The sequence below is a fragment of the Pseudoflavonifractor sp. An44 genome (assembly GCF_002161675.1).
Lineage (GTDB): Bacteria > Bacillota > Clostridia > Oscillospirales > Oscillospiraceae > Enterenecus > Enterenecus faecium.
The window spans coordinates 153451-174394 of sequence record NZ_NFIH01000003.1 but is presented as its reverse complement, the minus strand read 5'-3'; the positions used below and the strand labels follow the sequence as shown (position 1 = coordinate 174394).

Genomic DNA, 20944 nt, shown 5'->3' with positions numbered 1-20944 from the left:
CCCCCACCCCGCCCCTGTACACCAATCCTCTCACCGGAGAGGCCACCGATACCGATCTCAGCGGGCAAAAGCCCGTCACCGTGGTGATGAACAACATCAAGGTGGCCATGCCCCAGCAGGGCAACTCCACCGCCGACATCATCTATGAGGCCATTGCCGAGGGCGGCATCACCCGGATGCTGGCCGTGTATCAGGACCCCGCCGACCTCACCACCATCGGCTCGGTGCGCTCGGCCCGGGACTGCTTCTTGGACTTGGCCCTGGGCCATGACGGGGTGTTCGTCCACGCCGGAGGCAGCCACTACGTCTACGACACCATCGCCCAGCTGGGGGTCAATGATGTGGACGGCGTGAAGGGCACCAACGCCTCGGGCATCTTCTTCCGGGACCCGGACCGTACCCCCGGAGTGTCCTACGCCTGGGAGCACACCCTCATGGCCGACGGGAAAGCCATGGTGGAAACGCTCACCGCCAACGGCCTGCTGGGCCCCCACTCGGAAGGATACAAGTACGAGATGAGCTTCACCGAAGACGGCACTCCCCAGGATGGACAGACGGCCAACACCATCACCGTCACCTACTCCAACTACAAAAACACCGTCTTCCAGTACAACCAGGACAAACAAGTCTACCTGGTAGAGCAGTACGACAGCCCCTTCATTGACGGCAACGACGGCTCCCAAATCTCCACCACCAACGTGCTGGTGCTCCAGACGGAGTATTCCACCATGGATGACGGCTACTACAGCGACGTCTCCCTCACCTCCGGCACAGGCTATTTCGCCTGCGGCGGCAAGATGATTCCCATCAACTGGGAGAAGGGAGACCACTACAACCAGCTGCGCTACTACACCCAAGATGGTAAGCCCCTGTCTCTGGGGGTGGGCAAGAGCTTTGTGTGCATTGTCCCCACATCCCGCGACGTGGTAGCTGAATAATCTAGCAAAAAACGGAGAAAGCCGTGGCTTTCTCCGTTTTTTCTGCTTTATATGTACTTCTTTGGCGTTCCCCGGTAGGGGCCGTGGCTTACCCGGCCCATTGGTGCCCTGGCCTTGTCCTGGGAGATTCGGGAGGAGCAAGCCCCTCCCCTACGCCCAGCAACCCAAGAAATACGGCAATGTCTAGGGCCTGCATTTTCCATTATTCATTTATCATTCTTCATTTTTTTAGCCTTTCATTTCCGCCAGCTCTTCGCTGGGGGCCAGAGGCAGCGTGACCATGGCCTTGAACAGGTCTCCGTCGATCTCAATCTGGAAGGTACCCTTTTGCAGCTCGGTCATGGACTGGGCAATGGACAGGCCTAAGCCGCTGCCGTCGGTGGACCGGGACTCGTCGCCCCGGACAAACCGCTCCATGAGCCGCTCCACCGGCACGTTCAGGGCCTCCCGGGAGATGTTCTTCATGGACAGGGTGGCGCTCTTGTCGTCGTAGTGCAGCTCCACATACACCCGGGAGCCCTCCAGGGCGTACTTGGCGCAGTTGCCCAGCAGATTGTCCAGCACCCGCCACAGTCTCCGGCCGTCCGCCATCACCCACACCGGGTGGTCGGGCAGGGTGCGCACCACTGCCAGCCCTGCGGCCTGGAGCCGTTCCTCGTACTCGCCCAGGGCCTGATCTGCGATTTCTCCCAGGTCCAGCCGGGCCAACTCCACCGACAACACGCCGGTGGACGCCTTGGAGGCCTCCACCAGGTCCTCGGTAAGCTTTTTCAGGCGGTTACTCTTGCGCTCCAGCACGTTGATATACTCCTCCACCCGCTCGTTGGCCATGGGCTCCTTTTTCAGCAGGTCCACATAGTTGATGATGGAGGTGAGGGGGGTTTTCAAGTCGTGGGAGACGTTGGTGATGAGCTCGGCTTTGAAGTGCTCGCTGCGCATCCGCTCCGCCACCGCCTGGGAGATGGACTGGCCCAGGTTGTTCAGCTGCTGGGCGTGCTCCCGCAGGTCGTGGGGCATGTGGTGGCAGGAGATCTGCACGTTCAGATTGCCCTTGAGCAGTTCCCCGGTACAGCGGCGAATCTGCTTCCAGCAGTGGGCCCAGCTGCACAGGTACACCACCAGCACCACGCTGATGACCACCCAGAGAAACACGGCATTGCTCATCAGCAACACCAGAGACACCAGCATATAGAGACAACCGCCCATTCCCACACGCCAAACCAGGGGAATGGTACGGCGGGCCATCCCCAGAATCTTTTTTATCCATCCCCAGGCCCACCACAGCAGGGTGCTGCGGACCAGGGTATGGCTCTTAAGGCGGGCGCTTACGGTGGTCAGCAGCCCCGCAGTCATCGCGGTCATGGCCGCCATTCCTCCTCCCACCAGCAGTAGCTGGAGCTTCATGGGCATTATCGTATATGTGATATCCATAATGGCTTCTTCCACCAGCCAGCTCACCGGGTAACTGGCCAGGAGAAACAGAGCCACCAGAATCAACTCCCCGGGCAACCGATGGAACCAATTCAAATAGACGCCCTCGGTACCCTTGCGGCATCCGGCGCCCACGCACAGGAACACCAGCATGGCAATGCCCACCGCCACACACACCAGGTTCAGCACCAGCATGGCCACGTTGTGGTTTTTCCACCAGTCCAGACCCAGATAGGCCTTGGCGTAGGAGTCCCCCTCCACGGCCAGGGAGGTGTTCACCCACAGTACCAGGTCCAAAGCCACGGCACCCTCGGTCCAGCCCTCCTCTGCATTGGTGGTCCAGCCCCCGGCATCCAGGTCGTAATGATAGCCGAAGACGTTGGACCTGATGACGTTTTGCACCGATGGGGCATAGGCAAACACCCCGAACTGGGTGGAGATGCGCAGCATGTCGCCCTTACCTTCCCCGTCTAAGTACACCGCTGTCAAATCCACGCTGCTGGGGTCCTCCCGGTACTGCTGCACCGCCGCACTCAGTTCATAGGCCCAGGTATCGCTCTCCACGCGCTGAGGACTGGCAGGCGGGTTGCGGATGGTATCCACCACATCCGCCCACTTGGTGCCCACGTCATTGCGCACGTCCATCTCCAGGTTGGAGACGTAGTACTCCCCCCAGTAGATGCCCTCCGGCTGGGAGGGACGGGCCTGGGTGGTATTCCCCTGGAGGACACCGCCCTCCGGGTCCAGCAGCTGCCAGCGCAGGTTGGTGTTGTTCCACTGGTACTGCTGCTCCAAATCCGACTTCATCTGCTGCTCATAGCTGCTCAGAGACCCCAGCTCCTGCTCGGTGTAGATGAGGTCCAGCAGGTAGCTGATCTGTTGCAGGTCCTGGTTTTCCAGGTAGCGAATGGTGTAGCCCCCCGCTGCCGAGGTCTGGCCCCAGATCACATTGAGATTTACCATCTGGTAGCAGCCCATCACGGCCGCAATGGCAAAGGTCACCACTGCCAGCAGGAACGCCCCCGCTTTCAGCACCGGGTTTTCCCGTGCTCTCATACCATCTTCTCCATTTTATAACCCAGGCCCCACACCACTTTCAGATAGTGGGGGTTGGCCGGGTCGATTTCGATTTTCTCCCGCAGGTGGCGAATGTGCACCGCTACGGTGTTCTCCGACCCCAAAACCGGGTCGTTCCACACCAGCTGATAGATCTGGGCGGTGGAGTACACCCGCCCGGGGTTCTTCATCAGCAGGTGGAGAATGTTGTACTCAATGGGGGTGAGGTTGATGACCTCGCCGTCCACCCGCACCATCTTGGCCGCGTCGTCCAGCACCAGGGCCCCGTTGCGCAGCACGCCCTGCTCGTCGCCGCTCTGCTTGCCACCCAGGGTGGTGTAGCGGCGCAGTTGGCTCTTGACCCGGGCCAGCACCTCGATGGGGTTGAAGGGTTTGGTGATGTAGTCATCCGCCCCGATGTTCAGCCCCAGCACCTTGTCGCTGTCCTCGCCCTTGGCGGTGAGGAGAATGATGGGGATATTCCCCTCCTCCCGCATCCGGGCGGTGGCGCGAATGCCGTCCATTTTGGGCATCATCACGTCCATGAGCACCAGGTCAATGCCGCCGGCTTCTACGGCCTCCAGGGCCTCCTGTCCGTTGTATGCCTCCACGGTCTGATATCCCTCACTGGTGAGGTAAATTTTTAACGCAGATACAATGTCATGGTCATCATCACAGATTAGAATCTTGTACATCCTTCCATGCCCTCCCGCTGTTTCTGATCTGCTTCTATACTACCAATCTTCCCCTTAAGTTGCAACCACTCAAAGTATTAAGATATGGTTAACACATACTGGGAAATCTTTGCCCTGCGACGTTTCTCCCCCTTCATTGACTTTTTGCCCGGTATTCGGTATACTATATCCGACTCTTGCGACTAGAATTTTACTAAATACGCCCATAGGGCATGGAGGTAGGAATTATGAAGGGTATTATCTTGGCTGCCGGACGGGGCACCCGTCTCTATCCGATGACCCGACCCGTCTGCAAACCCCTGCTGCCTGTCTACGACAAGCCGCTGATCTATTATCCCCTGGCCGTGCTGATGCAGGCCGGCATCCGTGACGTGCTGGTGATTGTGCCCCCCGGAGAGGTGGACACCTTTGCCGCTCTGCTGGGCGACGGCTCCCAGCTGGGCATGAACATCCAGTACACCGTGCAACCCGTGGCCCGTGGCATTGCCGACGCCCTGCTCATTGGCCGTGACTTCGTGGACGGGGACGACGTGTGCCTGGTGCTGGGCGACAACATCTTCTGGTCCCCCAACTTCCAGCAGCTTTTGAAGCAGGCCGCTGACAACAACCAGGGCGCCACCGTCTTCGGCTGCTATGTGGACGACCCCCGCCCCTTCGGCGTGGTGGAGTTCGACCAGGACGGCAAGGCCATCTCCATTGAGGAGAAGCCCCAGAACCCCAAGTCCAACTATATCGTGCCCGGCCTGTACTTCTACGACGGACAGGCCATGGACATCGCCGCCAACCTCACCCCCTCCGCCCGGGGCGAGCTGGAGATCACCGACGTGAATCTGGCCTATCTGCACCAGGGCCAGCTCCAGGTGGTGCCCATGGAGGACAACTACGTGTGGCTGGACGCCGGCAACGCCGGCAGCATGCTCCAGGCCGCCCAGACCATCCACGACCTGCAGGGCCAGGATCACTATGTGGGCGTCATTGAAGAAATCGCCTACCGGGAGGGCTGGATCTCCCACGACCAGCTGCAAAAGCTGGGCCAGGAGCTGTCCATGACCGAGTACGGCCAGCACCTGCTGTCCCTGTAAGCCCAAACTATCAAGATAAAAAATTCCCTTTGGCTCAGGCCAAAGGGAATTTTTTTGACATCTCCACCAGGGCAGGGGTTTGTGGAACTGTGCGAAACCAAGAGTTGGCCGCCGCCCCGTTGACAACCGGAAACATGGGGGCTATTCTGGTGGAAGATACAGGCTATTTTGCCCGGTTTCACCATCGCCCTTTCCCCGTTGTAAGGAGGTTCAACCAATGGATATTCAACTTCTCGCCATGGATTTGGACGGCACGTCCCTGCAAGCCGACCACCTGAGCTTTACCCCCCGTCTCCACCAGGCTCTGGCGGAGGCCCACGCCAAAGGGGTGGCCATCGTGCCCACCACCGGACGGCAGCACTTTCTCCTCCCGCCTCCGGTGCAGACGGGAGCGGCATGGGAAAACCTGTGCATTTTGTGCAACGGCGGCGAGATTCGCCGCATTGCCACCGGAGAGCTGCTGCGTGGCCACTACATCCCCCCCGAAGTAGCTCAGGCGGTGGTGGAGCTGGCGGGAGAATACCACTTCCCCGTGGAGCTGTCCGCTCAGGGCCACATGTACCTGACCCAGGAGAGCTGGGACATGGAGCAGCCCTACCGGGAGTTCATCGGCTACCACTTGGATGTGGTGCTGGGCAAGCGGGGCGTGGTGGTGGACGACCTCATCCGCACCGCCCACACGCCAGAGCTGAATATCGACAAGATCAACCTCCCCCACATCCCCGATCCCCTCCGGGACCAGGTCTGCGCCCGACTGGACACCCTGCCCCTCAATCACTTCTGGTCCGGGCCCCACACCATTGAGATCGCCCACACCCAGAGCACCAAGGGCAACGCCCTGCGGGAGGTGTGCGGGCTGCTGGATATCGACCCCGCCCACGTCATGGCCATCGGGGACAGCGGCAACGACCTGTCCATGCTCCAGGCCGCCGGGTTCTCCGTGGCCATGGGCAACGCTGCCCCGCACATCCAGGCAGCGGCGGACGCCGTCACCCTGCCCTATGACCAGGACGGGGCCGCCATTGCCATTGAGCGGTACATTCTCAACAAGTGAAACCCCTGCATCAAAGGGTCTGTTGCAAAATCAATATCACTTATATTGTGTTGACATCATAAAAGTATAATGTTACAGTAAACATAACATAGGGTGCGATAACGGGGAACGCAGTAGGTTTCCAGCGGATGTGTGAATCATGTTTTTTCACCTAGTTGATGATAATATGCACCCTAGTCTACTCTCTTGGCAGAGCCTATGTGGAAACAGTGTTAGAATGGAAAGCGGATAAGAGAGAAGAAGTTTTTCATATTTTTGCTGTCATATTGGGTAAAAGAAGATTTTTAATACATTTGATGCGAATAAAGTTCATTAAAGATAGAGTTTGATATAGAAAAGAGGAAGAGTATGGAAGTGTTAATTTTTATTTTGACGATTATATTCTCTATTTCAGCTGAGGTGACAGTTGGAATTAGATTTAATCTTCCAGGAATAGGGGGTATTGTGGGAATCGCTTTTATTGGCGCAGTTCTTTTGTACACAATTCGGCATAAGCACAAATAACAAGAGGGGTATCCCCCTCTTGTTATTTTATGCTGTTTAGTATTCGGTTATATGTCCTGTATTACTCATTCTAATAGCCATTTCCACCATTTTTTCTGTTCCAACACTAAATCCGATACCAAACGAAACAGGGAGTGAAAGGGATGGTGATACGCCGACAACTGTATGACCATATGCAAATACAAAGGCAGCTTCTTTGATGTAATCGGTTCCAGTGCGCATTACTTGAACATAAAAATTGCCGGTCTTGGCATAATACGCTCCATATTGGTCCGAGTCTCCAGAGCCAACGGGAACTTTGGCGTATGCATGGTCATAGGGAGAATCGCAAACAATAGTGAGCCGGTTACTGTATTTATATTCTCCTGAGCGGCTATAATAATTTGCGTTTGCATAAGAAGTCGCAGAGTAGAAGGCTAGATTGATTGATTGACCATTGGTATTAGTGCCTTGCCAACGAATAGCCATTAAATCAATAATTGGTTCTCCGGCAAGAAGAGGGACATTTGACCACTCCCAGTACACTCGCACTTTAAGAGTTACTGAACTTGCAACTTCTTTATAAAATTTTGCTGTCATATCAGCAAAAACCCCACGCAGTTCAGGTTTATTTTCAATGGGTTCTCCATTGTAATTCTTTAGAATTGTAATTTGGCTACTACTATATCCCATATCTGAGAGTTCAGAGGCTGGCAAAGAAGCTCGTTCCAGGAGTTCATTCTCAATTGCATCCGATTTAATTAAATTTATATGAGTTTCTGACATTCCTTGATTACTAAGTTCTTTGTTGGAGAGCCTTCTTGAATGAGTGTAAATATCGTACTCATTTGTTGTTACGGAGTATGCCGCAGGTTCGGCTGGCATATCTGGGGCATCATTAGTGGCAAAAGCAACAGTTGACATTGCGAAAAGCATTCCAATGAGAAGAATGGATGATAAAAACCTTTTTCTAGCCACAGTAAACCCTCCTTATGTATTTCAAATCAATATTAATCTCCTGGCCCATTGGAACCCTCTCCTCTGCTTGTGCTTATCCATATTGCACAAAATATAAAAGTATATTCTAACATAAACTACACAACACGTCAATGCTAATAACTGTTGATTCACAAAAATTAGTTTTAACCAACCAGTATCATGCTCATATGAGAGGATAGATATTTGACTTTTTACAGAAGTGGAGACAGGGCAGAGGAATACATACTACTACAGTCAGTATGGCGCGACCTATGAGATCGCCCATGTATGGCTGGGAGGGGGATGTGGTGTGGCTCAAGACCCCGGACCAGGCGTGTAAGCGGGTACGTGACGCCGACGATGAGATGAGGCAGGTGCTGCAAACGCAGTATGAACAGGCTGGGCTTGCGTCAAGTCTAAATTCGGCCTGTCACCCTTGCTGTGGCCCCTGTTTTTTCCACCACACCAGGCCACACTGGGCAGCTAACCCTAAACCTCTGTGGTTTCCACGTCCGGGCCTACCCCGGAAAGGCGGCGTTCCCGCCGCCGGGATCCATTGCCGCACTTCCTTGTTACGCTGTGGTAGGGGCCGTGGCTTGCCCGGCCCGCTGTCTCCCTGGCATTGCCCTGGGAGATTCGGGAGGGGCAAGCCCCTCCCCTACGCCAGCAACCCAAGGGAATTGGCGATTTACATGGCTTTTCCAGACCAAAAAGCCTCCCTCAGGGAGGGAGGTGGCATGGCGTAGCCATGACGGAGGGAGCCTGTAGAAACAGCCAAAGGGCTTTGACGCAATGGGCGGTGCGTACCGATGTGGTCGAAAATCCTGGCAAAGGTCTATGCCGTGTGAAAATTTGGCGGTACAGCCGCCCGCATGCTCCCTCAGTCTGCTCACGCAGACAGCTCCCTCCCGGAGGGAGCCCTGTGACTGGCTCTCAAACGCCTGTGGTACCACCACTCAACGGTCGTAAAATCTGAACCCGCTGGACCAACCCGCCCCCCACCAGGTCGGCCAGCACCCAGCCAATGGGGATGGCCCACCAGATGGCCTCCACCCCAAACCAGGGGGCACAGGAGTAGGCCAGAAGCACCCGGGTGCCCAGGGAGATCACCGTCAGCAGCAGGGAGATACGGGGCTGAGCCACGGCCCGGAAATAGCCGTAGAGCAAAAACAGCACCCCGATGCCCACATAACAGGCCCCCTCAATGCGCAGGTATCCCACCCCCACCGCCAGAGACTGGGCCTCCTGGGGCGGAATGAAGATACCCATGAGCTGCGGGGCCAGCACCCACACCAGGGCGGAGACCAGGGCACAAAAGCCCAGCACCAGGGCCACAGCGCTTTTGGTGCCCGCCCGGATGCGCTCCCCTCGGCCCGCCCCATAATTCTGGGAGATGAAAATGGAATAGGCATTTCCAAACTCCTGGGCAGGCATATAGGCCAGGGTATCAATTTTCACCCCAGCGGCAAAGGCGGCCATGACGGCGGTGCCGAAGCTGTTGACCAGCCCCTGCACCATAAGGATTCCAAAGTTCATCACCGACTGCTGGGCCCCTGTGGTGGAGGCATAGGCGAAAATCTCCGCCACGGCACGCCCTCGCATCCGCAGCCCCTGGCGCAGCAGCGGCTCCCGCAGCAGGGTATAGATGGCGATGCCCACCCCCGCCACCCCCTGGGCGATCACGGTGGCCGCCGCAGCTCCCGCCACGCCGTAGGGGATGACCGCCACCAGCAGCACATCCAGGCCGATGTTCAGCACCGTGCTCACCCCCAAAAACACCAGGGGCACCAGGGAGTTTCCCACCGCCCGCAGGAGGAAGGCAAAATAGTTGTAGAGGAAGATGAAGGGCAGCCCCACCAGAATCACCTGGACGTAGGAATACATCATGGGGTACACGTCCTCCGGCGTGCGCATCCACCACAAAATGGAGGGCAACAGACCGTAGGACACCCCGGTGAGCACCACCGTCAGCCCCACAATGAGCACAAAGGCGGAGGCGATGTACTCCCCCAGCCGACGCAGGTCTTTGCCGCCATAGCTGATGGAGAACAGCGCCCCGGCCCCCATACACATACCCAAAATCAGGGAGGTCAAAAAGGTCATCAGGGTGTAGGCGCTGCCCACAGCCCCCAAAGCGTCGGTGCTGATAAACCGCCCCACAATCCACGTATCCGCCAAGTTGTAGCACTGCTGTAGGATGTTGCCCAAAATCATAGGCAGGGCAAAGAGCAGCATGGTCCGGGTCACCGGGCCCGTGGTCAAATCTTGTCTCATTCTCTCCCGGCTTTCTCTCTCGTTTGCCTACCATTCTACCACAAAGGGCGGGAGTGGCACAACCGCAGTCAGGAGACAGGACACTGCCGCCCGGCGTGGTCGATGGTATAGTCCTCCCCGTACTCCCCTGGGAGGACCAGCTGGGAGATGGGCAGGAAGGTATACCCCTCCTGGAGCAGGGTCTCAATGATGGTGGGCAAAGCCTCGGGGGTGTGGAGGGCGGCATTGTGGAAGAGGACAATGCTCCCCGGCCCCACCCGGCTGGTGACCCGCTGGGTGATCTCCGAGGCGGAGATATCCTTCCAATCCAGGCTGTCCACATCCCACTGTATAGGCTGGATGCCCATGCTACGCACCGTGGTAATCACATGGTCGTCGTACTCCCCGTAGGGACAGCGGAACAGAGTGGGAAATTCCCCGGTGATGGCCTCAATTTTCTCCCCGCAGGTGGTGAGATTCTCCTTGATCTGCTCTGGGGTGAGGCTGTTGAAGTGGGCGTGGTCGTCGGAATGGCTCATGATCTCGTGCCCCGCCTCGTGGAGGGCCTTCACCGACTCCGGGTATTTGTCCACCCACTCCCCCACCACAAAGAAGGTGGCCTTCACCTGGTATTTGTCCAGAATGTCAATGAGGGTCTGGGTATCCTCGTTGCCCCAGGCCGCATCAAAGGACAGGGACACCACCGGATAGTCCGCCTGGACACAGTACACCGGCAGCTGTCGGGTGGTGGCAGAGGCTCCCACCACCTTGGGGTGGCTGACCAGGCGCAGGATGGACACTGCCGCCAGCACCAGACCCACCCCCGCCAGAATGCGGCGGCGTAACACCAAGATTCTCATAAGGCGCTCCCCTTTCCACGGCTGTTTCACCCCAGTGTATGGTCCGCTGTGGAAAAACAGAACCGCCCGGTCTCCCTTTCCAGGGTAGCCCGGGCGGTCATACTGTCAAAAACGAAAATGAATGATTTTACACAAATATAAAGCCCAATGCTTGCATTTTCGAGAAAGGCTTTGCCTTTATCGCTCCATCTTCCAGAAGTAGGCGCAGTAGGGGGGCAGCTGGCTGCCGCCGCCGAAGTCGTGGAGCTGGCCTGTGATGAGGTCCACGGCCTGGCCACACCCGGCGTCAAAGTGGGCGGTGTAGGGCTGGTCGTCGGCGTTGATGGCCACCAGCACCCGCTCTCCCTCCACGGCCCGCTCAAAGATGAGCTGGCGGTTGGTGAGCACCACATTGCGGTAGCCGCCGTAGCACAGTGCCTGACTCTCCCGCTTGGCACGGGCCAGCTTGGAAATCCAGTCGGTGAGGTGGTTCCACTCGGGCTGTTCCAGGGCGGGGCGCAGGGGAGCGTCGCCCCAGGACTCCTTCTTGCCCTCCAGGCCCCACTCGCTGCCGTAGTACACCGCAGGCACCCCGGGCATGCCGAACATCAGGGCATAGGCGGGGGCCAGGTGCTCCTTGTTGGTGAGCTGGCTGGCAATGCGGGTGACGTCGTGGTTGTCCAGGAAGGAGAGCAGATGGGCCCCCTTGTACATGGTCCAGGGCTCGGGTCCAAACTGGCGGGCCAGAGAGTGGCCGATTTCAAAGAGATTCATGGAGTTGAAGCTGGACCACAGCCCCTTGTAACACTCGTAATTGGTCACCGAGTGGCACATGTCCGGGGCCATCCACTGCTTGTAGTCCCCGTGGAGGGTCTCACCCATGAGGGCGAAGTCCGGCTTCAGGGAGGAGGTAAACTCCCGCAGGCGGCGCAGGTAGTGCTGGGGCAGGCAGTAGGCCACGTCCAGGCGCAGCCCGTCAATGTCAAACTGGTCCACCCAGGCGCGGATAGCCTCAAACTGGTGCTCCACCACCGCCGGGTTGTCCAGATTCAGCTTCACCAGTTCCCCGTGGCCCTCCCAGTCAGCGTACCAGAAGCCGTCGTTGTAGTGGGAGTTGCCGTTGAAGTCGATGCGGAACCAGTCCTTATAGGGGCTGTCCCACCGTTTTTCCTGCACGTCCCGGAAGGCCCAGAACCCACGGCCCACGTGGTTGAACACCCCGTCCAGCATCACCCGGATACCGGCCTGATGGAACGCGTCACACACCTGGGCGAAGTCCTCGTTGGTGCCCAGGCGGCAGTCCAACTGGAAATAATCCCGGGTATCATAGCCGTGGCGGTCGCTTTCAAACAGCGGGTTGAAGAGTACGGTGTCCGCCCCCAGCTTTTTGATGTGCTCCACCCAGTCCAGCAGGCGCAAAATTCGGCTTTCCCGCACGCCGTCGTTGTCCTCCGGCGCGCCACACAGCCCCAGCGGGTAGATCTGATAGATGACTGATTGGTCAAACCACATATGGTCGTCCTCCCTGTTCTCTGCCTTGGCAGCAGGTATTCTTACCCTGTTATTATACCCGCCTGCCGGGCACAGGTCAAATAAAACCGCCCACTCCTGTCACCGCTCCATCTTCTCCACCCGGGCGGTCAAACGGGCCACACTGAGCCCAGTTTGGGACAAAAGCAGCTCTTCCACCAGGTCGTCTTCGTACACATCGCCACACAATTGATACCCCTGACGCTCCACCTCGTCCACAAAGTGGTGGAAGGCCACCACCAGGTCCTCCAGCTCTCCCTGGTAATCGTACACCGCATACTCTCCCGCGGGCTTGATGTACAGCCGCTCGTCCTCCACCCGTCCCTGCACCGGATTGAAATAATGGCTCTCCACAAAGCAGCGGCGTCTGGCCCGCTCCGGGGGGATGATCTCCCCCGCCTGCAACCGGGTGCTCAGCTCCTTCTGCTCACAGTACTTCAAATGGTTGCGAAAGGTGCGCAAAAAGGTCTCCTCGTCCGGCATCTTGGTGTACCGGGTGGGGGAGGCAATCAGGTATTCCTCCGGCATCTGGCGGATCTCCAACACGCCGTACTGGCACTTGGCCCCCTCCACGTAGGAACCCACCGACTGCTCCAACGCCATCCGCATATCCGTTCCTGATACAAGCAACTGGATAAATTTACATTGAAATACAGACGGTTTGTCACCATTCGGACAACACTGACAACCAAAAGCCCTGCTTGCCCTGTGCGCCAAGGTACAGCGCCGCGCCTGATGGCATGACAAAGACCTCTTCCAGGTAAATTCGCCTGGAAGAGGTCTTTGTTGTCACGGTTATCGAGTCATGGGGATGTACTGGTCGGGCTTTTTGGCGGTGGCAATGTAGGTGGGCTTTCCGTTCTTGTCGAACCCGGTGCGGCGGAGCAGTCCCGCCTGCACCAGCCGCTCGGCGTCTGCCACGGCCATCTCGCCGTACTGGGGCACCGACACCAGGTTAGACGTATTGGAGTTGGGCCCCGGCTTGGAACCGTTGACCTTTGTGACGGTGGAACTGGAGCTCTTGCTGCTGCCACCGCTGCCGCTGCTGCGGTAGGCCGCAGCGGCCTTCTGGCGGTAGTACTGGAGCATGGCGTTGACATACTCCTGGGTGTACCCGGACTTGGCAATCAGGTCGGAGGAGGGCATCACACCCGCCTGCAAAATGCCGTCCACCTGGGTCTGGGCCGACTTCTGGGCCTGCTGCTGCTGTTCTCGCTCCCAATCCAGCTGGTCCACATATTGCTGGTACTCGGAGTCGTTGGCCTTTTGCAGCCCCTCCAGGTAGCTTTGCAGCTGGTTGTAGTTGTCCAGATACTGCTGGTAGGCAAACTCCTTGTCCACATTGAACTGACCCAGCTTGTCCTTGTACTCCTGGTAGTCCATCTGCTCCTGGCCGTTGACGGCGTCCAGGTAGCTCAAGAGCTTGTTGTAGTCGTCCAGATACTGCTGATAGGCAAAGTTTTTGTCTGTGTTGTACTGTCCCAGCCGGTCCAGATACTCCTTGTAGTCCAGCTGTTGCTGGGTGTTCACCACCCCCAGGTCATTGGCCAGCTGCTCATATTCGCTCAAATACCGCTGGTAGGCCTGGTTGTACAGCTCAGGAATCATGTCGCTGAGCTGGGAGGCGTAGTAGTTTCCCGCCTGGGACGCCGCGGTGGCGGCGTAGCTGGAGGTCTGGCCCCCCGAGGCGGCCGCCGCCTGGGCCAGGGCATTGGCTGTGGCCCGCTCCCCCTCCCGCAGGTACTGCTTCTGGTACTCTCCGAACACCGGGTCGGTGTCGGCGCTCCAGGTGAAGTCCTCCCGGTTGAGCAGCTTGTCCAGCAGCTCCTTTTGCAGCTGCTCATAGGGGTTGGTGTAAGTGGGGGCCTCCTGGTCCCAGGAGAAGTCCGGGTACTTGCCGATCTGGTCCAGAATGGCGTCCTGCTCCTCCTCGTACTTGTTGTCGTACTCCGGAGCCTCCTGGTCATAGGAGAAGTCGGGGTACTTGTCCAGCTGGTCCAGAATGTCGTCGATTTCATCCTGATAACTTCCCGTAAAGCCGTTGTAGCTTGCCTTGAGCTGGGCCGCCGCCTCGTTGGCAATGGCCCGCTGGGCGCTGGTGGTGGCGGAGTTGGCCTCCGCCTTCAAACTGGCCGCCGCAATGCCGTACTCCGGGTAGGGCTCGGCCAGCCGCAGCTCGTCGGGGTCAAAGTCCTTTAAGGTGTTGGTGGCCTGGGCCTTTTTCAAAAAGTCGCTATAGGTGTATGCCATGTTCTCTCCCTCCATTAGGTACGGCCCAGGGTGGCGTTGTACCCTCCGCTGCCGTACCGCTCTCTAGTGATGCTGTAAATGCGGCACCTCCCGGTGCCGGTGAGGCGGAGTCGGTAGTGGTCCCCCCGTCGGGGCACCATGGGCAGCTGGAAGCTGCGCTTGGGGGTGGGGCCGATGGGCTGGCCCATGGGCAGCCAGGTCCCGTCGCTGTCCACCTGCACCCAGGCCTGGACCTTCCCCCCTTCCTCCACCTCCAGGCGGAGGCTCAGACGAAACAGCCCCTTTTTGTCCGGGCTTCCGTCGGTGAAGTCGGCAAATTCCGCCTCCCACTCCACCGCTTCCTCCTGCTGGGCTCCTTCCGAGGGCTGGGCGGTCTCTCCCACCGTCCAAATTTCCCCGGCTTCGTTGAGCAGGTACAGCGCCCCGCCGCTGGCGGCAAAGTGGGTGGCGTGGGTGTCATCCTCCCGGTGCCACAGCTTGGTCTGGGTGTCGTACACCAGCAGACTCCACCCCTCCCCCGCTCCCTGGGCGGAGAGGTAGTAGCGCAGCCCGTCGGCCCCTGCCACGGCGTTGCCCACCGCCAGGTCTCCCAGGGTGCGGCTGATGCACTGGGGCACGCTGCCGGAGTAGGCCATTACCCCGCCCCGGGACAGGTAAAACAGCACTTCCCCCGCCGCAGCCAGGCTCTTGCCGCACCCCTCCATCACCCCCAGGGTCTCGGTGCCCATGACCTGGAAGTTGGAGGGCATGGTGCCGTAGACCTTGTAGATGTGGTCTTCCTTGAAGAAGACGGGGTAGCCCAAATAGGAGATGCACCCGGTGAAGTTCCCCGCCGAGCCGGTGTCCACGGCGTAGGCATCGGTGGCCAGGCCGTCAAACACGTTCCAGTTGAAGGGGTCCCCCAGCTTGGAGCAGTAGATGGTGTTGTCCTTGCACCCCCACACCCGGTTCTCGTTTTCACACACATAGTCCAGGTCGGGGACGGTACGGGTGAGGGTCACCTCTCCCTCCTCCGTGTAGGCCTCGTCCCCCTTCTCCCCGTCCAGGGTGAAGGAGTACTCATAAAACACCAGCTTGTCGTCCTGAATGTCCCGGATGATGAGGCTTTTGTTGTTCTCGGCGTGGGTGGTACAGCCGGAGATGGTCACGGCGTCCCCCTTTTGGAAGTAGTCCGTCCAGGTGACCCCCTGGGCCTGGATGGTGTTGGCCTGGGCCTCCTGCCCATAGAGGGTGCCGTTTTGGAAGGACAGCCCGGCCCCCGTCCATTTAGACTCCAGAGAGCCGAACACCCCGGTCTGGGTGTTGTAGTAGACCTTGTCGGGGAAAATGAGCAGGTAGGAGCCCAGAGCGGCAAAGGTCTTCTCTCCCTCACTCACATCCCCCTTCCGCTCCCCCTGGTACCAAAATCCACCCTGAGCCACCCAACACAGCGCCCCCCGGGCAAAGAGGCCCCCGGGCTGTGTCAGTGTGGCCACCTTCCACCGGGGTGGGCGGCTGGCCAGGAGGGGATAGTCCGCCCCGGTGAGGTTTTTCATCTGATACACCGCCCCGTCTCCCGCTCCCGGGGTGTGGTCCAGGCCACCAAAGGCGGTCTGGCTGGTGGCGGTCATGCCGATGTCATAGGCCATCGCCGGCAGTCTCATGGGCTCCCTCCTTCACTTCCTCCACCTCCTCCTGGGTCAGCTGCCCCGCTGCCACCAGCATATCCAGGCGGCGGTCATCCCACAGCCGGGGGTAGTAGCGCTTGGCCAAATCCAGAATGGTCATAACACCACCCCCTGCAAGGCGGCAAGAAAGTCCACGTCTGCCCGCAGCTGCTCCAGCGGGGTCACGGGTTCCACCATCCCTGCCAGATCCGCCTCCAGCTCCTCGATGGTGCGCTCCACAATGACTCCTTCCACCAGCTTGTAGCGGGGCACACCCTCATCGGTGTACAGGGGGAGCGGCAGATAGTTGCTCTGGGGGTGGTGGCAGCGGTCCCCGGGCCCCCGCTCCACTTCCACCCACCCCTCGGTGTGGGCGAGCAGGGCGGAGGAGGTCAGCGCCACCACGCAGCTGCCCGGATTGACTTGTACATATACAGTATATTCTTCCATAATTCACCTCACAAATTGGCGTCAAATAACAGTTTTCCACTGATGCTGCGCAGGGTACACACGTCATTGGTCACCAGCCCGCTGGTGGTGAAGATGACCCCCACCCCGCCGGGCAGGTTTCGGGTCCCGGCCACAGCCGTGGGGGTATGGGAGGCTCCGTTGTTGAAGATACCGATGCCCGACAAGTTGGAGCCGTTTAAGAAGGTCACGCTGGGGGCCAGACGCATCTTCACCCCGCAGGGGAACACCATACGGGCGGAACTGGTGCTGAAGGCAAAGCCATACCCCAGGGGGTAGCTGGTGTCCCCCTCCACCGGCACGTACTGGTAGCGGTAGCAGCGGAGAATCTCCTCCGGGTTGGGCTGCTGGGTCAACTGCCAAGTGCCGTCTCCCCCCTGGATGGCCAGGGTCTGGTGGTCCCCCACCTCCAGCTTGGCCCCGAAGATGCGGCAGGAGGCCGCCCCCTCGCTGATGAGCTGGCACCACAGCTGGGAGGGGCTGTCCGACAGGGTGGCGGTGAGGGCATACACCTGCAAGCCCTTCTGGGAGAGCACTTCCCCCGCCTGTCCTGTGCCGTCGTTGAGGCCCAGGTGGTAGCTGCCCGAAAGGATATCCACCGCCATGGACAGAGTCACCGTCTCCCCGGCCAGGGCCCCATAGTCCTCCACAAACTGGCCCAGCCCTAAGGTGCCCGAAGTATTGGTGAGCTTGGCGTAGCGCTGGCCCACCACCACCTCCCCGGCTTTGGTGTCCCCGCTGGTCTTCCAGCCGTCCAGGGTGTAGGCAGGCTTGGTGATGGCGTAGGTGGTGCTGCCCCGCTGGTTGACGGTGAACAAGGGGTTGATGAGCAGATTCTGCCCCACGTCTGGGGTGACCTTTACCCCCTGGATGTACACCGGAATGTGGAAGGCGAAGTCATCCTTGCCCCAGTCGAAGCCGGGGCTGGCCTTCACCACCTGCACCTCACTCTCCACCTGTTCCAGGGCGTCGGCGGCCCGGGCCTGGAACTCGTAGGCGGTCTGGTAGTCCAGCCCCTCCACCGTGGCGTGGGCCACATAGGTAAAGCCCATGGGCGTGGTCCGGTCCACTGCCGTCCAAGCCCCCCAGGCTTCCGTCCCCTGGGCTCGGTAGCGGTACTCCACCGTCAGGGTGTTTTCTGCCCCGCCGAAGGAGCCGTAGTAGCAGGCCCCGACCACCTCCAGGTCGTAGCGCCCCGACGCATCCGGGGTCCCCTGGCCCAGGGTACAGGACAGGCGCACATATCCCACCAGCTTGCGCTCCACCGTCTTGGTGGTGGAGTTGCCTCGACTGTCGGTGGCGGAGACCACGATGGTCCCCGACTCCACCCCCTCCAGGGTGCCGTCCCCGGTGAGGGTATGGCTGCCGCAGGTGACGGACTGCCGGACCAGAGAGGCCCCCTTCACCGCCTGGGCCCCGGTTTTCACCGCCACCTGGGAGTGGTACTTCACCAGGTTCCCGCTCTCTCCCGTGAGGGCCAAGGTGGTGGGGTTGACGTCCTCCACCGTGGGGTTCAGGGTGGGGGCGGGATTTTGGATGGTGAGGGTGCGGGTGAGGTAGGTGATAAAGGTCTGACCTCCCACGGTGCTCTTGACGTAAAAGCGCACCTGGGCGGTGTTTTTCGTGGTGTCCACCTTCCGCATGGCCTCCCGCTCCGCCTGGGTCAGGCGGAAGGTGTAGGAGGTGCCGGAGATGGTGCGGTAGTCGGCCAGGGGGGTATAGCCGTCCTTGAAAATGCCCAGCTGCACCGACACCCCGGCGGGATTGCTCACCTTCACCACCGGGTCGTCCTCGTCGGTGAAGTTGGGGGCGCTGGTGATGGTGGCCCCCCGGGGGATTTTGGTCAGGGTCATGGTGCCCGACCCGCTCATGGCCCCGGGTGTGTAGCTGGCCGAGGCCATATCCAGGGAGTAGGCCAGGGACATGGCTTTGGAGCCGTCGCTCTGGTGGGCCACAGTCCGGGTCCCGGACAGCAAGGTCACCTCCGAGTAGGTCCCCAGGGTGATTTTGGGGGCAGACCCCCGGTCCCGCACCGCCACCGTCTGGTTGTCCAGCTTCACTGCCGCCCCCACCCCGTACTGGGCGAAGTTTTTGGTGGTGGACTTGAGCTTGAGGGTGTAGGAGAGGGTGGAGGAGTTCCCAGCGGTGCTGGTGGACTGCTCCACCAGGGTGAGCTCCAGGGTGAAGGTGTTGGAGCTCTGGGTGTAAGTTCTCGTCTGTAGTGCCATGTGTGCTATCCTCCAATCCAGAAGCAGCCCATGCGGTCCGCTCCGTAGGGTTCCAGTCGGGCCTTCCCCGCCAAAATCAGGAAGGTCTTGGCATGGAGATTGGTGGCCTCCACCCCCTGGTTGTCCACCACCAGCACCTGGGTGCCGCTGCGGCTGACCGTCATGCCGTCCTCGGTGACCTGGGTGGTCATCTCGCTGCCCGTCTTGCTCACCGTCAGCCCCTCATCGTCAAAGGTGAACCCAGTTTTGGTGGTGACGCTGTCCACCCCCTGGGCCAGCTTTTTCTCAATGGCGATCTCCACCTGGTCCGAGGTCAGGGCCAACTCCACCCGACTGGAGACCTGGGCCAGGGACTCCTCCAGGCCCTCCACGGTCTCTTGGGTGCCCACTTGGGCGTCCTTCACCTCCTGGACCTGCTGCTGCTGGGACTGCACCAGGGCGGTGAGGCCGTCGGCGGTGACGGACAGCTGGGTCAGCCGCTCCCCCTCCCCCTCCAGCAGCAGATACAGGGGCTTGGTGATGGCCTCCTCCCAGACGTTGAGGGCGGTCTGGTTGAGGTTGGTGGTGTCCAGGTTCTGCATGGTGTAGCGCATCTGTTCCACCAGCAGATAGAGGTAGTTTTGCACCTGGGCCAGCTTGTCCTCTGTGGATATGTCCCCGTCAAAGTCGGGGAATTTGGCGTCCATGTACAGCCAGTTGGCTGGCATGCTTTCCACGCCTCCTTTCTCAAACAGGGCACCACCGGGGAAACGGTGGTGCCCTGTGTTGTGCTCCTGCCGGGGCGGTTACACCTTCTCGGCGTAGTCCAGGCTAATCCAGCCTGCGCCGGACTTCAGCTTGCCCCAGCGCTTGGCCCCGGGGCCATCCGCCTCCTCCACAATGGTGTACACCCCGGGCTCGATGAATCCCTGAGCCTGGGTGTCGGTGCCGGGGCCGCTGCGAATGCGTAGCTCGGTCACCGTCACCTTCACGGTGTAGGGGGTGAACCCGGTGGTGGAACCGGGCAGCTTGAGCACCTGCCCCACCACAATGAGGTTGGGATCCTTGATGCCGTTGAGCTGCACCAGCGTGTCCACGGTGGTTCCATACTTCTGGGCAATCTCGCTGAGGGTGTCCCCCTTCACCACCGTGTAGGTCTTGCCGGACACCGGGGGCTGGGGCTTGACCTGGGCAGGGGTCATAGCCTTGGACACATCGGCCCGGAAGGTGTCCATGGACTTGCCAAACTTGGGGAACCAGTGCATCACGTCGGCGTGGTTGCTGGCCACCCCTCGCTGGTAGCCCTCGGAGTGGCAGATGACCACTCCGTCGGCCAGGGGGTTGAGGTTGTAGGTCTTGCACAGCATGGCAGTGAGCTCCACCGCCTCCTGGTAGACCTTGCGGAAATAGCCCTCGTCGGTGAGGTCGTCCTCACAGATCTCAAAGGCAATGTGGGTGTTGTTGGCGCTGCCCCCGGAGGTGCCGGTGCCGGCGTGCCAGCCCCGGTGGTTCCAGGGCAGGGTCTGGACGGTGCCCACGGAGCCGTCGGCCAGCTTGCCGATAAAGGCGTGGGTGCACACATCCAGCCCCGGATTATTCCAGTCGTTGGCGTTGCGGTTTCCGCCGATCTCCGCCTTCAACTGGGCCTCATTGCTCTGTCCCTCCACCGGCTGCACGTACCGGGCCACCAGGGGGTTGTTGGCCCCGGTGGAATGGACCATGACCCCCTTGGGGGTAATGGTCCGCCCGGCCTTGTAGCAGTCGTTGGCGGTCAACATACACTTAATCAGTCTCAATGGTGGTTACCTCCTCCACAGCTTCCTGCACATCTTCAATGGCTGTTTTGACTGCTGCGGCGTCAATGCGGCCCTCGGTGACGATGTACGTCACCACCGATACCACCGACACCACAGCCCCCGCTGTGCTGGCCACCGCCTCCTGGTCCAGCCCGAAGGCCAGGGCCAGTCCGGCGGCAATGCCCGCCAGAGCAGTCCACAGCTTGCGGCTGGACAGCTTTTGCAACACAGTGTTCAC

General features: G+C 59.8%; 19 protein-coding genes. 4 read left to right on the top strand and 15 right to left on the bottom strand.

Features of this window, described 5'->3' with window-relative positions; genetic code table 11:
- On the top strand, window positions 1–938 hold a 938-nt coding region (locus B5F98_RS02715; protein ID WP_087369503.1), incomplete at its 5' end, for a DUF3048 domain-containing protein.
- A 228-nt stretch (window positions 939–1166) separates the two neighbouring features.
- On the opposite strand, the gene B5F98_RS02710 is transcribed toward B5F98_RS02715, so the two are convergent.
- Window positions 1167–3425 carry a HAMP domain-containing sensor histidine kinase gene (locus tag B5F98_RS02710; protein WP_087369502.1) on the bottom strand — a complete coding sequence of 753 codons (2259 nt, stop codon included), beginning with the start codon at window positions 3423–3425 and terminating at the stop codon, window positions 1167–1169.
- The gene (locus B5F98_RS02705; protein WP_087232287.1) at window positions 3422–4120 is read right to left on the bottom strand and encodes a response regulator transcription factor; all 699 of its coding nucleotides are present in this window, start codon (window positions 4118–4120) and stop codon (window positions 3422–3424) included. The genes B5F98_RS02710 and B5F98_RS02705 overlap by 4 nt, the downstream gene beginning before the upstream one ends.
- Before the next feature lie 227 nt (window positions 4121–4347).
- On the opposite strand from B5F98_RS02705, the gene rfbA reads away from it, so the two are divergent.
- The 3 genes from rfbA (at window position 4348) to B5F98_RS12900 (ending at window position 6760) form a co-directional block, all read left to right on the top strand.
- A complete protein-coding gene (gene rfbA, locus B5F98_RS02700; protein ID WP_087369501.1) occupies window positions 4348–5202 on the top strand; it encodes a glucose-1-phosphate thymidylyltransferase RfbA in 855 nt (284 codons plus the stop codon).
- Window positions 5203–5419: 217 nt separating this feature from the next.
- A complete protein-coding gene (locus B5F98_RS02695; protein ID WP_087369500.1) occupies window positions 5420–6256 on the top strand; it encodes an HAD family hydrolase in 837 nt (278 codons plus the stop codon).
- A 348-nt stretch (window positions 6257–6604) separates the two neighbouring features.
- A complete protein-coding gene (locus tag B5F98_RS12900) occupies window positions 6605–6760 on the top strand; it encodes a hypothetical protein (protein ID WP_158096655.1) in 156 nt (51 codons plus the stop codon).
- Between the two features lie 36 nt (window positions 6761–6796).
- Here B5F98_RS12900 and B5F98_RS12645 read toward each other — a convergent pair whose 3' ends face one another.
- The 13 genes from B5F98_RS12645 to B5F98_RS02640 form a co-directional block, all read right to left on the bottom strand.
- On the bottom strand, window positions 6797–7717 hold the full coding sequence (locus B5F98_RS12645; protein WP_143482210.1) for a hypothetical protein: 921 nt from the start codon (window positions 7715–7717) through the stop codon (window positions 6797–6799).
- A 933-nt stretch (window positions 7718–8650) separates the two neighbouring features.
- Window positions 8651–9991 carry an MATE family efflux transporter gene (locus B5F98_RS02690; protein ID WP_087369499.1) on the bottom strand — a complete coding sequence of 447 codons (1341 nt, stop codon included), beginning with the start codon at window positions 9989–9991 and terminating at the stop codon, window positions 8651–8653.
- A gap of 68 nt (window positions 9992–10059) precedes the next feature.
- A complete protein-coding gene (locus B5F98_RS02685) occupies window positions 10060–10830 on the bottom strand; it encodes a polysaccharide deacetylase family protein (protein ID WP_087369498.1) in 771 nt (256 codons plus the stop codon).
- A 177-nt stretch (window positions 10831–11007) separates the two neighbouring features.
- Entirely contained in the window at window positions 11008–12321 is a 1314-nt protein-coding gene (locus B5F98_RS02680; protein ID WP_087369497.1) for an alpha-amylase family glycosyl hydrolase, read from the bottom strand.
- 99 nt (window positions 12322–12420) lie between these two features.
- Window positions 12421–12948 (bottom strand): hypothetical protein, encoded by a 528-nt coding sequence (locus B5F98_RS02675; protein WP_143482720.1) that lies wholly within the window; start codon window positions 12946–12948, stop codon window positions 12421–12423.
- A gap of 186 nt (window positions 12949–13134) precedes the next feature.
- Window positions 13135–14589, bottom strand: a complete 1455-nt coding sequence (locus tag B5F98_RS02670) for a hypothetical protein (RefSeq protein WP_143482719.1) — start codon at window positions 14587–14589, stop codon at window positions 13135–13137.
- Between the two features lie 14 nt (window positions 14590–14603).
- Window positions 14604–16232 carry a hypothetical protein gene (locus B5F98_RS02665; RefSeq protein WP_143482718.1) on the bottom strand — a complete coding sequence of 543 codons (1629 nt, stop codon included), beginning with the start codon at window positions 16230–16232 and terminating at the stop codon, window positions 14604–14606.
- Window positions 16207–16356, bottom strand: a complete 150-nt coding sequence (locus B5F98_RS12640; RefSeq protein WP_143482717.1) for an XkdX family protein — start codon at window positions 16354–16356, stop codon at window positions 16207–16209. Before B5F98_RS12640 ends, B5F98_RS02665 begins: the two co-directional genes overlap by 26 nt.
- Entirely contained in the window at window positions 16353–16685 is a 333-nt protein-coding gene (locus B5F98_RS02660) for a hypothetical protein (RefSeq protein WP_087232259.1), read from the bottom strand. The genes B5F98_RS12640 and B5F98_RS02660 overlap by 4 nt, the downstream gene beginning before the upstream one ends.
- An 8-nt stretch (window positions 16686–16693) precedes the next feature.
- Window positions 16694–18931 carry a DUF859 family phage minor structural protein gene (locus B5F98_RS02655; RefSeq protein WP_087369493.1) on the bottom strand — a complete coding sequence of 746 codons (2238 nt, stop codon included), beginning with the start codon at window positions 18929–18931 and terminating at the stop codon, window positions 16694–16696.
- 5 nt (window positions 18932–18936) lie between these two features.
- Window positions 18937–19638 carry a hypothetical protein gene (locus tag B5F98_RS13040; protein WP_087232253.1) on the bottom strand — a complete coding sequence of 234 codons (702 nt, stop codon included), beginning with the start codon at window positions 19636–19638 and terminating at the stop codon, window positions 18937–18939.
- Window positions 19639–19716: 78 nt separating this feature from the next.
- The gene (locus tag B5F98_RS13215) at window positions 19717–20706 is read right to left on the bottom strand and encodes a LysM peptidoglycan-binding domain-containing protein (RefSeq protein WP_143482716.1); all 990 of its coding nucleotides are present in this window, start codon (window positions 20704–20706) and stop codon (window positions 19717–19719) included.
- On the bottom strand, window positions 20693–20944 hold the full coding sequence (locus B5F98_RS02640; RefSeq protein WP_087232249.1) for a hypothetical protein: 252 nt from the start codon (window positions 20942–20944) through the stop codon (window positions 20693–20695). The genes B5F98_RS13215 and B5F98_RS02640 overlap by 14 nt, the downstream gene beginning before the upstream one ends.